The organism is Legionella massiliensis (assembly GCF_000756815.1).
GTDB lineage: Bacteria > Pseudomonadota > Gammaproteobacteria > Legionellales > Legionellaceae > Tatlockia > Tatlockia massiliensis.
Genome location: NZ_CCVW01000003.1, coordinates 280,732 through 294,359, shown reverse-complemented (window position 1 = coordinate 294,359; position 13,628 = coordinate 280,732). Strand labels below are relative to the sequence as shown.

The window sequence follows — 13,628 nt, the reverse complement described above, 5'->3', positions numbered from 1 at the left end:
TAAGTGATTTATTTTTATCCATTATGACTTATTTTGCAAGATTGTGATTAATAATGATATTTATTCTGCCCTATAAGTGTTTTTTTCAATAAAAATCGCCTCATTCTCTAAAGTTTTTTTGCTCTTCACCGATAACTAGTTTGGGTCCGATAAATTTAACAAAAATTTCTAATTTATCGATAACAAGGTAAATCCCACTACCAGGGATTCAGGTCGAGGAGATTTCAGTCATGGCTGAAGTGATAAATACGAACGTGATGTCGCTGAACGCGCAACGCAACCTAACCACGTCACAAAAAATGATGCAAACAGCAATTCAGCGCCTTTCATCTGGTTTGAGAATTAATAGTGCTAAAGACGATGCAGCTGGAATGGCTATTTCAGAAGGTATGACAGCACAGATTAGAGGTATGGATCAGGCAATTCGAAATGCGAATGATGGTATTTCATTATCGCAAACAGCTGAAGGGGCTATGCAAGAAACTACTAATATTTTGCAACGTATGCGCGAACTAGCTTTGCAATCTGCAAACTCAACAAACAACTCAGATGACCGTCAGGCTATCCAACAAGAAATTACCCAATTACAAGCGGAACTTAACAGGAACGCGCAGAATACTCAATTTAACGGTCAACGTATTCTGGATGGTTCATTTTCAAATGCGAGCTTCCAAGTCGGTGCTAATGCGAACCAAACGATTACTTTCTCTATCGGTAGTATCATGTCTTCTGCTATTGGTGGTATTGCAAGCCAAACTGGTACTGCCGTATCAGCTAACGCAGCAACAGACATTACTATAGGGCTTGGTGGTGGTGCTCCAGTATCAATTAACTCTAGTGCTGGTTTCGTTGGACCTAATGCCAGCCAAGATTCTAGTTCAGCTTATGCAAAAGCAGCGGCAATTAATGCAGCTGGTGTTGCAGGTTTGCAAGTTACAGCAGTTACCGCTGGAACTCAAGCAGTTGGTGCAATTGGTGGTACAGCAGGTAACACCTATAACCTGACTATCAATGGCGTATCAATATTTACCAACACTGACGTTTCAACTGCCTTATCCAATACTCAGCTTCGTGATGGTATAAACAGCGTTTCTAGCCAAACAGGTGTTGTTGCCAGCCTCAACGGCGGTAATATGACACTGACTGCTGCTGATGGGCGCAACATTACTGTTACCGAAAGTGGTACAGGCTTTACCGCTGGTACTAATGGTCTGTCTGTTACAGGTGGCCCATTCGCTGCTGTACTACGTGGTAATCTATCCATTAGTGCAACTAGCTCAATTGCTATCGGCGGTACTGTAGCAGATTTAGGCTTATCAGCTGCGATTGCAAAAGATACGCTTGGGGTAGATACAATTGACGTTACGACTGCCGCCGGCGCACAAGCAGCTCTTCTGCGTATCGACTCAGCACTAACCTCAGTTAACTCGAACCGGGCTTCCATGGGTGCTCTGCAAAACCGCTTCGACCTAACGATTGCAAACTTGCAAAACGTGGAAGAAAACCTGTCAGCTGCACGAAGCCGCATTCAAGATGCCGACTTTGCTGCGGAAACAGCTAACTTAACCAAGGGTCAAATATTACAGCAAGCTGGTACAGCCATGCTTGCTCAGGCAAATAGCCTGCCACAATCAGTACTAAAACTGCTTGGATAATATCTGACTAGTTTTACCCCATCATGCAGGCTTTCCTGCATGATGGCTTTTATGCCTGCGTCTGCAATTTAGATGGCATAAGGAGATTGAGATGATGGAAATTGATGTAGGAAACAGAATCAATATTGTCTCTTTTGATAAGCCAACCCAGTTGGAAACAGTTAAACCGGTTGATTCTATGACTAGTTCACCGCCGGTAACTGCAAAGGATGATTCAACAGAAATAACGCGTACCGTTAATGATGCAGCTTTTTTATTACAACTGGTTACATCAAAATTATCAGGTGCGGTTATTCGTAATGTTTCTAGCAGTGAATACATGCAATTGCTTGCTATTCTTGACCGGATTGTAAGTGGTTCAGTGGATAAGCACGTGTAATTGGCATTCTTTTTGCTAGAAAAAGCGCTCATCTTCAGGATAAGGAATTCAAAGTGTCAGGTATATCATCTCCAGGAATTGGTTCAGGCTTAGACGTTAAATCAATTGTTGACGCTTTAGTAAAAGCAGAAATTACACCAACAAAAAATAGACTTGATCGCCAAGAAGCTGATTTAACAACAAAATTATCTGCCTTTGGCCAGATTAAAAGTGCGCTGGCAAAGCTACAAACCTCGATGATGAAACTTGCTGATCTCAGTCAGTTTAATACCCTCACAACCTCTGTGAGCGACAACTCTGCCCTAACGACTAGCATTAGTTCTTCTTCTGCCGCTTCACCAGGAAATTATCAGCTCCAGGTTCAACAACTTGCAACCCAACAAAATCTTGCATCTGCAGCTTTCGCAAGCTCAGCAACAACTGTGGGGGACGGTACCCTAACTATTAATTTTGGAACCTATAGCAACAATAATACGGTTTTTACCGCTAATCCAAGCGCTCAGCCTTTAACGATAACAATTAGCCCCGGACAAGACAGTTTAGCCTCAATAAGAGATGCTATTAATAATAGTGGTTCGGGTGTACAAGCCTCTATTGTTCAGGATAACACCGGCGCAAGATTAACCTTAATGAGTACCAACACAGGACAAGCTTCAGCAATGCAGATTACAGTAGCTGACAGCGACGGGAATAATACAGATGCCTCAGGCCTGTCTGCCCTGGCCTACGACCCAACAACAGGCGTCAATTCGCTAACACAGACTGTCGCAGCAGTAGATAGTCAGGTTTATATCAATGGGCTTTTACTAACTCAAAGCACTAACCAGCTACAAACAGCAATCCAGGGTATAAATATCAATCTCTTGAAAGCCCAACCAGGGGTAAATGTTAATTTATCCGTCAGCACTAACCAAACTCAGGTTACATCGATGGTTAATGATTTTATCAAGCAATACAACGACACTATGAGCACGCTTAATTCACTAACCAGCTATGATCCCAGCACTAAGAAAGGAAGCCCCTTACAAAGTGATGCCGGGGTGCGAGCCTTAAAATTTAGCTTATCAAGTCTACTTTCCCAGTCGATTGGCAGTAACTCTGGCTCGATTCAAAGTCTGGCTGATCTTGGCATTATGTCTGATGATAAGGGCTTGTTATCTATGGACAGCAATACCTTTAACAATGCCCTCAATACCAATGCTAATGCAATCGCCACTTTTTTTGCCAAGTCTGCAACCACTACCGACCCCAATATCAGAGTTCAATCGGTCGGCCTTAACGTTGCTGCTGGTTCTTATGCTATAGCCATTAACAGTTTCACTCCCGGATCAACCCTCTCTGGGACTATTGGCGGCATTTTTGCTTCATCCACAGATGGCCGCACCTTAAATGGTAGTGGCATTTACGCAGGGCTAAGTCTTGATGTTTTAGCAGGAAGTACTGGAGATAGAGGATTTGTACAGGTTACTGATGGTCTTGCAGCTCAATTTAATAACCTGCTATCCACCTATCTTGATACTGGCGGTACTCTGGAAAGTAGAACCGATCAAATCAATAGTGGTCTTGATGATGTCTCTAAGCAACGTGATCAATTAGCCCTTCGCGCGCAATCACTGGCAGATCGCTATAGCAAACAATTTACCGCACTGGATACTTTGCTTTCCAGTATGCAAAATACGAGTAATTTTTTATCACAACAACTTGCTAATTTGCCATTATCTAATCAAAAAAGGAACTAAGATGAAAAATCCTTATCAACAAGCGCATGAACATTATAAAGCGATCGGATTACAAACACAGATTGAGGCTGCTTCACCACACGAGCTAATTCATTTGTTACTGCAAGGTGCCCGTACTCATATTGCAACCGCTCAGGGTAATATTCAACGCATGCAAATTAGCGAGAAGGGAAATCATATAGGTAAAGCAATTAGCATTATTGATGGATTAAAAGTTAGTCTTGATCATGAAAAAGGCGGAGAAATTGCTGCCAATCTTGATCAACTTTACAACTATATTCAGCAAATTTTATTAAAAGCAAATTTGCATAATGATATTGAGTTATTAATCCAAGCAAACCTGCTTCTTGCCGATATTCATCAAGCTTGGCAAGACATAAAAAACGTCGAAGCCCCTTTCTCTAATTAAATCATTTTTCAAATTAGGCTCTGGCCACTATTGTCTGAGCCTTTTCATGCAAATCACTTAATAAATTTATTAATTATTATCGCAATATTAAGAATTGTTTTTTCTTTAATTAATCCTTAATTTTTAATTAACATTTCATTAATTTTACTCCTGTATATTTAAATAAATAGTCCACTATTTAGGTGATATATCATGAGAAGTAAAATCGTTAATACTAGAGCAACTGATAAAGCACTAATTATTGGAATAACTAGGGATTTAGACAACATTGCCAGAAATGAAAGGCAAGAGATTATTAATGAAACGGTGAGTATTATAAATAAAGCTGTTTTTCCCAGAGCTAATGCATACAATGAAGAGCCACTAAAAAAATTATTTATTGATCTTTATAATGAAAGTAATTCATCGGAAGAAAAAGCATTAATAAAGGAAACCTGGAAAAGCAAGATTAGTCCGCAAGAAAAAATTAATTTTATCGCTGCTATTGCCAATAAAAACAGTGAAATTCCATCGAGAAAATTTATCGAAAAAATCAATGATTTTATTAAAATAATAAATGATGATGAAAATTTGCAATCATTCCTAGCAAACCCACAGCATTATATCTATAACAAAGCTGGCTTATCAGCTTATCAACAACAATTTTTAAAACAATTATTAGAAGATCCTGAGTTTAGCAGTTTACCTTCTATTCGAGGGAAAGCTGTAATCAGCACTGAGATTGAAACACCGATTACCTACTATACCAAAGAGATCGATTTTCCAAGTTATGGTTCATCAGATGCGGCACGTTTTAAACAATGCATCAACAAAGAGGTTGAAAATGAGGTATTAGCAAAAGGTAGAAAACAATACAACGGTCCACCAATCGGTGGTATGGGAGCTCTTGTCAGCTATAACCGTACATCTATCGAAAAAGCAGCTAAGGGCATGAAAAAAATGGGAACAGGAGCTTGTCAAAACTTTGCTCAGCTTGGTGCCGATCATTTATTAAAGTTAATGGAAGAAGGAAAGATCGCGCAGCAGCATATAAAAATGGTTAGCCATAATAATAAGTTAGGCTCACACACCTTCCTTTTGTTGGGTCATAACTCCGATGATTTAACTGATTTATCAAATTGCCTGATTATTGATGGCTGGGCAGTCGCTATGGGACACAAACCATCCTCCGGCGTATTCACCCTAGAAACCTACCCTTTTCCCAGTATGACTACAAACTTGGTTCTCTGCTACGACAACCAGGCTCCGGTCTTATCGCAATCTAACAGCGAAAATGATGCTCCTTCTCTTAACCATGAACTTGGTCAACGATTAGCGCAAGGCGGTTTATTCTCAAGAACTTCAGCTATTCAGAGAGAGGAAGCTGTCTCTTCAAAACAAAAGGCTGTTATTGACTTTTTAAATGGACTGAGCGGCCTTACAGGAAATTCGACTAAGGAAGCTTTATTTAAAAACCTTATAGACTCAGTGATAGATAAAACAATAACACCAGAACAAGGGGCTAAGATGGCTGCCTTAGCGTTTCATGCACGCAGTATTGAAGTTGAACGGGGTTGTTATACCTGGAGAGGCGTTGGTCCTGCCAATGAAGCAGTCCTCGATTACATGAATAATCCAGCTATTGTTAAGCTGTGGTCAAATTACGCGATGAAACAAGGGATTACAAGTGAATCGGCTCCTCAGATCAATGAGACACTATTAAGTAAAATAGTAACAAGCTTAAATAAAACAGAGGATCACTCTTATGGGAAAGACGTAGAAAATTCCTATGATCTTTGATTATATTACTTTATAATTTTGGTCAAAACGAACAATTAATGGACTTTCTAACTATGAGTAAGATACCGTCGCCAAATGAGAGTATTAGAGACACTCTTCCTGTCGAGCTGCTTCTCCAGATCTTTGATAGCTTGCCCTTAAGTGATATAGCCAAATTTCGGCTACTCAGTAAAGAAGTGAAAGCAATAGTTGATGACTACTTTACTAGGCAGTTGAAAATAAAGGAGATCGCTTGCGGGCAAGATCACAGTCTTATTCTTTTAGAAAAGGGTCGCGTGTTGGCGATGGGCTCTAATGAGGAGGGGCAGCTTGGTTTATCAGATAAAACGAATCACTTTGTTGCTAAAGAGATCGTTAATATAGAGCCTATAGAGCATCTAAGTGCAGGCTTTTCGCATACCCTAATGCTATCAAAAAATAATACCCTTTGGGCTATGGGCAGCAATGCGGATAAACAGCTGTCGTTTGCCAATCAAGGCTCTAAACAAGTTGAGCTACAACAATTTTCCACTACAAGGGGAATTCAAGCAGCAATTGCTGTTGATTTTACAAGCGCCTATATCGATACTGATCAAGTTATTCATAGCTGTGGGCATGAAGGACTTAAGCCTCATCTAATTAACGGCGAGTTAAAGTTATTGCCCGACTGGGTAAAATTTCCTGCTAGTCTTAAAGTCGCTGATATTGCCGTAGGCAAGCAACATGCGCTGTTACTTACGACAGAGGGCGAGGTTTATGGCATTGGTTCTAATGAGCATGGTCTTTTGGGCCTAGGTAGTAAAATAACAACCTGCGAGGATTGGACACTTTTACCTATCAATAAAGCCAGACAAATTAAAGCAACTTCCCTAGGTAGTCTGGTTCTGACAACAAATAATGAATTAATGGTTACAGGTACCGACTCTAAGGGGCAATTTAAACAATCCTCGAGCGATTTTGTAACCCTTGCAACTGATGTAAAAACCTTTGACGCTAATGATTTTCATACGCTCTACGTCAACAACGCTGATAAACTACATGCCTTAGGTTCAAATGATAAAGGTCAGCTTGGTATAGGCAAATTGAATCCTGATGGGCAGCCTGAGTCAGCATTGCTTTTAGCCGTTGGCGATCAGGCTACAACAGAGCCCCCAGCAGCACCGCAAGCTACATCGCAAACCCTCTCCCTATATTCTATGATTTTCAAATCTAAAAAGGCCCCACCTAAGCCTACGGAAGAAGAACTCCTTGATTGGGATAGTGAAGATAGTCTCAGCCAGTCTTTTTAATGATCAACTCACCCCCTTTTGAGTAAATATCTAAAGGGGGGGTTAGATAGTAAATATGCGTAGAACGTCTAATTTTCTCATCACATAGCCTCTTTAGAATTACGTTCGGAAATTGATATTTCCAATTAAAAATCTGTAATTTTACTAAGGAAAAATTAATATGGCTTATGATAGAGGCTTAGGACTTTTTAAGCACACTGGGATTAGAAAGCAAGAATTTGAAAAGTATAGAGAAAAGTTAGATATCAAACATCCACGTAACTCAGACGACCCAGCAAACACTGCGCCTGCATCAATTGCGGAAACCAAACTAAGAGCAAAAGGCAAAGATGATATTGCTGAAAAAGTAAAAAAAGAATTTGCTCCACGCTGGTTACAAAGAATGGCTATGTATGACTATTTTTTGCAGAACTATGAAGATTTGGTTAGAAATACAACAATAAATACCTTTGGCCAAGGTACAGATGCCAGTCCATACACAGGGCTTGACTTTGATACCTTAAGTTCTAAATCACCTAAGATCAAAGAAGTTAGAGAAGATGGTGGTTTATATACTTCTAAACTAAAGAATCCATTAATGGTTATTGCTGGTAATGAAGAAGCTGTTCCAGGATCAGCATACAGAGCCTTTGCTGTTGATAAAAAAACAGGAAATCCCAAAGGTGTTGGTGATGCCCAAGAAGAAAAAACAACTCAAACACTTTGTGGCGGCCTTGTAATTGCTGCAATTGCAGGTAAAGAAGTTACTGAAGAAGGCGATTTTAAATATGCTAATGACGTTTCAGTAATATTAGACAAGCACGCTGCTTTAGTCGCTACAGGCCTCTTTCATGGCGAACAGAAAAGTCCTTATGGGATGGTTATTTCTTGTGCTCCTGCAATGAACGATGAAGAAAAAGCTTACTATAACCTGGTTGAAAAAGAAGTGGCTGATGTAGGTCTAACCTCTACCTTTTCTTCTAATGAATTATGGAATGATTACATTAAAGAAATCCACCAAATGTATCAGAATTTAGCTGTTGCTTTGAGCAAAACCTCTGCGGATAACATTGTCCTGACTTTGCCAGGCTCTGGTGTCTATTCGAGAAATAGTATGCATGCCAAGTTAATCCAAGGTATATGCTTAAGAATGGCTTTCGAAGTTAATCCTGTATTATTGGAAAAAGCTCAAGCTGACCAAATTCACTTACCCTTCGCCGATGCTGTCGTAATGGCTGGTTTTCATTTGAGTAAGACAGAATTAGTCAAAGCTTATGCGAGTAATTCTTCTCCGGAAGTTAAAGCCATGGCTGAGTCAATCGATATGCAAGAAATGTTTGACCGCGTTAAGAAGAATGTTCCTGGCATCGTTCTCAACACTGAACCAGCCCTAGCCCTCTAATTTTATTCTTCAGCACCTATTTTAAAAAAATGGGTGCTTCTCCCGCCCTAAAAAAACTCAAAACGTAAAGTTTATTTTCAATGTGCCGCTACAATAAATATAAGAGTCCTAACTTGGGGGCATCGTGAAACCTTTAGCGCGATCTATAACAATAATAACTATGATCCTCTTTGCTTCATCTGCTTGGTCTTACGTCCTTTTCGGTGAAACTCTCTGTAATTCCCCTGATTATTATTGCATCAAGGTAAAAAACGGAGACACCTGGGCTAGCCTTTTCCCTAATGATGAAACCAGGGATATCATACGCCGTGTTAATCGAATGAATGTAAGATTACGCCCAGGAATGACTATCGCAGTTCCCAAGAATATTGACCGCTTGACCATCTATGATGTCTCCCCTTTCCCACGCTACATAGAGTCTGATGGCGAAAAAACAATCTATATCAGTCAACAGAAGTTAGCCTGGGGCGCCTATGATGAAGATGGCGAACTCTTGTGGTGGGGACCAATTTCCTCTGGTTCAGACTCCTGTAAAAGCGTGATTGGAGGCTGTACAACCCCAACAGGCTCATTTCGAATAGTTCGCAAACAAGATGTCGATTGTATTTCAACAGCCTTCCCTAGACGTGCCGACGGAGAAAGCGGCGGCGCACAAATGCCGTTCTGCATGCATTTTTTCCGCGGCTATGCGCTGCACGGTAGTGAGGATGTTCCTGGTTATCGAGCAAGCCATGGTTGCATTAGAATGTTCACTGAAGATGCCCGCTGGCTCAACGAGGAGTTCGTAGACTTACCAGGAGGAGGCATGAAAGGAACTCGAGTAATTATTGACGCAGTACATGATAAAGACTACGCCAATCAGTAATAGCTACTTACTACTCGCAAGGCATAGTTGCATAAATTGAATCCTTTGCCTGTTTTTGGAAATCTATTCCAAACCTATTGCAAAATTGAAAACGAGCCTTTTACACCATTTGAAGCCAATTTAATGCGCAGATTGTCAGACATGGTTTTCGATGGGAAAGGTCCTACTTTGACAATATAGCGCTTTGAATATCTCTCCACTTTTACAGGTGAAGGAGTCAACTTTGTCAGTTTAGCTTTTAATACCGCAGCTAATTTTGCAGAACTAAAGGCACCAGCTTGTACATAATACTGAGCTACATGTTTTGCAGATGAAACGGCTTCAATCTCAACCATTGCTGTACCAGAAGGGAAAACCCCTAGTTTTGTTGCAGCAGCATAGGACAAATCGATTAGTCTATTTGAATGAAATGGACCCCGATCATTCACTTTTACCACTACAACACGACCATTATTTAAATTTTTAACTCTCACATAGGTTGGTAAAGGTAGTGTTCTATGAGCAGCGGTCATTGCATACATATCATATTTGTCGCCACTTGAAGTTCGTTTTGCATGAAATTTTGTACCATACCAAGAAGCAATACCACGAGCCTTATATCCCCCTGAACTCTTCATTACTTTGTAGGTTTGCCCAGCTACAGCATAGGAACCTGGATTGCCATAACGGCTATAAGGTTCACTTTTTGGTTGTGGTTCTTTAAAAAATCGAGGTACCGGTCCTTTAGGAGCACCGTCTTTAACTTGAGTAGCAGCTTTGGACTTCTTGTATGACTTATTGTATGTCTTCGAGGTCGTGAGCCTGGATTGGGTAGGTTCTATTGCGCAGCTTGATAGAAAATAGGAAGCAATTAGGATAAAAATAAAACGCATTATTCTCTCAGACCATTATTTTTTCCCTAATATAATACAAAGCGAATTAACATTAAAACCTTTAATTGTCAGTTTGTCGCATTCCATGGTCTGATCTTAAGCTCTACTTTTCACCTCCGCTAGACCCCGAGGGATCTCAGGAGCTTGCTTCTATCTTAGAAGTTACCAGCGTTCTTGCACTAAAAAATATTAAATTTAAACCTTTTTGTCCTTTTTAGATACTTAAAGTACTAATATCACTCTCGTAAAAAATTTAGTATATTCGCCATTTGGTGCAAGAATCCTGCTGTGGTAAGATGTTTGGATTTTGTAATAATGAGTATATAAACCATGAAGTTATCCTTATTGCGTTGCAAGCAGGTTTTGCTGGCAGCTTTAGTTGTAAAGACTAACCTTTTTTTTGCTTCAGCAGGCGTATTGCCTACGGCAAATTTATCACCCACTGTGAGCCCAACTACTCCAGTTTCTGCCAAGCCACTCATTACTCCCTCACCACCAGCTCTGAATGCAAAAGCTTATATCCTAATTGATGTAAATAGCGGGAAAATCATTGCTGAAAAAAGCAGTGAAGAAAAATTACCTCCTGCCAGTTTAACAAAGATGATGACGCTCTATGTTATCTCCAATGCTCTGCACAATGAGCAAATACATTTGGCTGACAATGTTCACATCAGCCGTGATGCCTGGAAAACTGGCGGTTCGCGAATGTTTGTGAAAGAAGGACAGCAGGTTCCGATTGAAGATCTTTTAAAAGGGATTATCGTTGACTCTGGCAATGACGCTTGTGTTGCAATGGCTGAACACTTAGGCGGCAGCGAGCCTGGTTTTGCTGAAATTATGAACCAACAAGCGCAAGAGCTTGGCATGAAAAGCAGTCATTTCACTGATAGTACTGGTTTGCCTGATCCCAACCACTATACCACTGCCAAAGATTTGGCTATTCTTGGTCGTGCTTTAATCAATAACTATCCTGAATACTATCATTGGTACAAGCAAAAATGGTTTACCTTCAATGGGATACGACAACCTAACCGTAACCGCCTACTCTGGAGAGATAGCCAGGTTGATGGTGTAAAAACAGGTCATACTAATGAAGCAGGCTTTTGCCTTGTTTCTTCAGCAAAACGAGAAAACATGCGTTTATTAGCCGTTGTCTTGGGCTCTCCTTCTGAGTCTTCGCGTGCTGATGATAGTGAACGCTTACTCAATTATGGCTTCCGCTTTTTTGAAACTCATGAGCTTTATAAAGCAGGACAAGCGATCACTGAAATTCCTATTTATAAAGGTGAGGCTGATAAACTCTCTATCGGCATGCGTGATGCGCAATATATCACTATCCCAAGCGGGCAATACCAGCGTCTTAGCATCAATACCAAGGTTCCCAAAGACTTGCAGGCGCCAATTGCTAAGGGTGACAAAATTGGTGAATTAGTTATTCAATTTGATAATAACATTATCGGCTCCTATCCGGTCTATGCACTCCAGGATGTTCCTCAAGGAGGTATTTACACTAGAATGAAGGATTCCATTCGCCTGTGGGTTAGCTCTTAAGGAATATAAACAGCTATGACTCAAATCGTTTATCTAAATGGTAGTTATTGCAAAGCTTCCGAAGCGAAAATATCTATTTTCGATCGTGGCCTGACCTTTGCCGATTCCATTTATGAGATTATTCCTGTTTACAAAGGACATCTCTTTTATGCTGAAAAGCATTTAAAACGAGTTGAGTATAGCTTGTCTAATGCCAAGATCCCTTCACCAGATCTTGACTGGTATAGCATCTTTAATCATTTGATTGAGCAAAATGGCAAGGGGGATATGCAAATCTATTTGCAAATTACCCGTGGCAACCAAGGAAATCGGCAATACGATATTCCTTCAGCAATAGAACCTACAGTCATAGCCTATACCATCCATACCCCCTATCCCACCATCGAAGAAAAGATGAGAGGATTGCAGGCACAACTTATCGAAGATATTCGCTGGTTACGCTGTGATATCAAGGCTACAACCTTGCTGGCAAATGTCTTGCTTCATGAGGAAGCCAGATCCCAGGGTAACAAAATAGCGCTTTTATCGCGCAATGGGTGTTTGACTGAGGGTAGCGCAAGCAATGTTTTTTTAGTGGATGCTAAAGGAACCCTTTTAACACCGCCTTTAAATAATTTATGCTTATCTGGTATTACACGTCAGATTACTATTGAATTAATTAACGCCTTATCCTGGCCTTTACGCGAAGCGCCTATCCCTACCGAAGCCATTTTTAGCGCTAAAGAAGTCTGGATAACCAGCACAACAAAGGAAATATATCCGGTAACCCATGTTAACGACTCTGTTATCGCTAATGGTCAAGTCGGGGATTACTGGAAAGAGATTAATGAAAAATATCAACAACTGATTGAGCACTTATGACTAATAATGAATCGCAAATACAATTTCCTTGCCACTTTCCAATAAAGATTATTGGTACGAACACTGCGACCTTCGCTGAAGAAATTACAACAATTACTCGTAAGCACTTTCCAGAAACGCCAGATAACGCCATTGTTCGCCAAGAAAGTACAAAGGCTAATTATTTATCAATTACAGTGACTATCTACGTTCATACGCAAGAGACTCTTGACGAGCTTTACCGCGAGCTAACCAAACACCCTGATATCAAAATGGTGTTGTGATGATAAAAGTTTCTGAGTTAGGCATGCATCCTTATGTTCCAATTTGGGACAAAATGAAAAATTTTACCCTAACAAGAACGGAGCACAGCGACGATGAGCTCTGGTTACTTGAACATCCACCAGTCTATACACAGGGACAGGCAGGAAAGGCAGAGCATGTGCTCAATCCAGATGCAATTCCAATCGTGCAATCGGATAGAGGCGGACAGGTGACTTACCATGGGCCTGGTCAATTAGTCGCTTATGTATTAGTGGACATTCGTCGTAGAAATCTTGGTATTAGGACTCTGGTTTCACAACTGGAACAGATTTTAATTGCTGTTCTTGAGCGCTTTCAAATTAAAGCCTCAATACGCTGTGGTGCTCCTGGCGTTTATGTTGATGACAAAAAAATTGCTTCAATCGGCTTACGCGTAAAAAATGGCTGCACCTATCATGGTATTGCCCTTAATGTAGCAATGGATTTAGCTCCTTTTCAGGGAATTAATCCTTGTGGTTTTGCCAAGCTTGAGATGACTCAGATCAGTGATTTCATCCCTGATGTATCTATGGCAGAGGTGCGTAAAGTATTTGTTGACAGTTTTATATCTCGATTTGAACGATAGA

13 protein-coding genes are annotated in these 13,628 nt (G+C 40.5%); 12 read left to right on the top strand and 1 reads right to left on the bottom strand.

The window, feature by feature from the left end; all coding sequences use genetic code 11:
- Positions 1-230: 230 nt before the first annotated feature.
- The 8 genes from BN1094_RS12910 (at position 231) to BN1094_RS12875 (ending at position 9,475) form a co-directional block, all read left to right on the top strand.
- Positions 231-1,655 (top strand): flagellin N-terminal helical domain-containing protein, encoded by a 1,425-nt coding sequence (locus tag BN1094_RS12910; RefSeq protein WP_043874858.1) that lies wholly within the window; start codon positions 231-233, stop codon positions 1,653-1,655.
- A 94-nt stretch (positions 1,656-1,749) separates the two neighbouring features.
- Positions 1,750-2,034: a hypothetical protein gene (locus BN1094_RS12905; RefSeq protein ID WP_141650481.1), complete on the top strand. Its 285-nt coding sequence runs from the start codon at positions 1,750-1,752 to the stop codon at positions 2,032-2,034.
- A 53-nt stretch (positions 2,035-2,087) separates the two neighbouring features.
- Entirely contained in the window at positions 2,088-3,773 is a 1,686-nt protein-coding gene (gene fliD / locus BN1094_RS12900; RefSeq protein ID WP_043874856.1) for a flagellar filament capping protein FliD, read from the top strand.
- A gap of 1 nt (position 3,774) precedes the next feature.
- Positions 3,775-4,182, top strand: a complete 408-nt coding sequence (gene fliS / locus BN1094_RS12895; RefSeq protein WP_043874855.1) for a flagellar export chaperone FliS — start codon at positions 3,775-3,777, stop codon at positions 4,180-4,182.
- Positions 4,183-4,374: 192 nt separating this feature from the next.
- Positions 4,375-5,961 (top strand): hypothetical protein, encoded by a 1,587-nt coding sequence (locus BN1094_RS12890; protein ID WP_043874854.1) that lies wholly within the window; start codon positions 4,375-4,377, stop codon positions 5,959-5,961.
- Between the two features lie 53 nt (positions 5,962-6,014).
- On the top strand, positions 6,015-7,229 hold the full coding sequence (locus BN1094_RS12885) for an F-box protein (RefSeq protein WP_052403287.1): 1,215 nt from the start codon (positions 6,015-6,017) through the stop codon (positions 7,227-7,229).
- Between the two features lie 160 nt (positions 7,230-7,389).
- Positions 7,390-8,610, top strand: coding sequence for a hypothetical protein (locus BN1094_RS12880; protein ID WP_043874853.1), 1,221 nt, complete (start codon positions 7,390-7,392; stop codon positions 8,608-8,610).
- 160 nt (positions 8,611-8,770) lie between these two features.
- A complete protein-coding gene (locus tag BN1094_RS12875) occupies positions 8,771-9,475 on the top strand; it encodes a L,D-transpeptidase (protein WP_044011877.1) in 705 nt (234 codons plus the stop codon).
- 74 nt (positions 9,476-9,549) lie between these two features.
- Here the strand turns inward: BN1094_RS12875 and BN1094_RS12870 are convergent, their stop codons facing one another.
- Complete coding sequence (locus tag BN1094_RS12870) at positions 9,550-10,347, bottom strand: septal ring lytic transglycosylase RlpA family protein (RefSeq protein ID WP_043874852.1); 798 nt, start codon at positions 10,345-10,347, stop codon at positions 9,550-9,552.
- A 330-nt stretch (positions 10,348-10,677) separates the two neighbouring features.
- Here BN1094_RS12870 and BN1094_RS12865 point away from each other — a divergent pair, with 330 nt between their 5' ends.
- Genes BN1094_RS12865 through lipB form a run of 4 tightly spaced genes read left to right on the top strand, consistent with a single transcriptional unit; the run spans position 10,678 to position 13,627 of the window.
- Complete coding sequence (locus tag BN1094_RS12865; RefSeq protein WP_081935150.1) at positions 10,678-11,898, top strand: D-alanyl-D-alanine carboxypeptidase family protein; 1,221 nt, start codon at positions 10,678-10,680, stop codon at positions 11,896-11,898.
- 15 nt (positions 11,899-11,913) lie between these two features.
- Positions 11,914-12,759 (top strand): aminotransferase class IV, encoded by an 846-nt coding sequence (locus BN1094_RS12860; RefSeq protein ID WP_043874851.1) that lies wholly within the window; start codon positions 11,914-11,916, stop codon positions 12,757-12,759.
- Positions 12,756-13,022, top strand: coding sequence for an HP0495 family protein (locus BN1094_RS12855; RefSeq protein WP_043874850.1), 267 nt, complete (start codon positions 12,756-12,758; stop codon positions 13,020-13,022). Before BN1094_RS12860 ends, BN1094_RS12855 begins: the two co-directional genes overlap by 4 nt.
- Positions 13,023-13,024: 2 nt before the next feature.
- Positions 13,025-13,627 (top strand): lipoyl(octanoyl) transferase LipB, encoded by a 603-nt coding sequence (gene lipB / locus BN1094_RS12850; protein ID WP_044011875.1) that lies wholly within the window; start codon positions 13,025-13,027, stop codon positions 13,625-13,627.
- Position 13,628 lies beyond the last annotated feature (1 nt).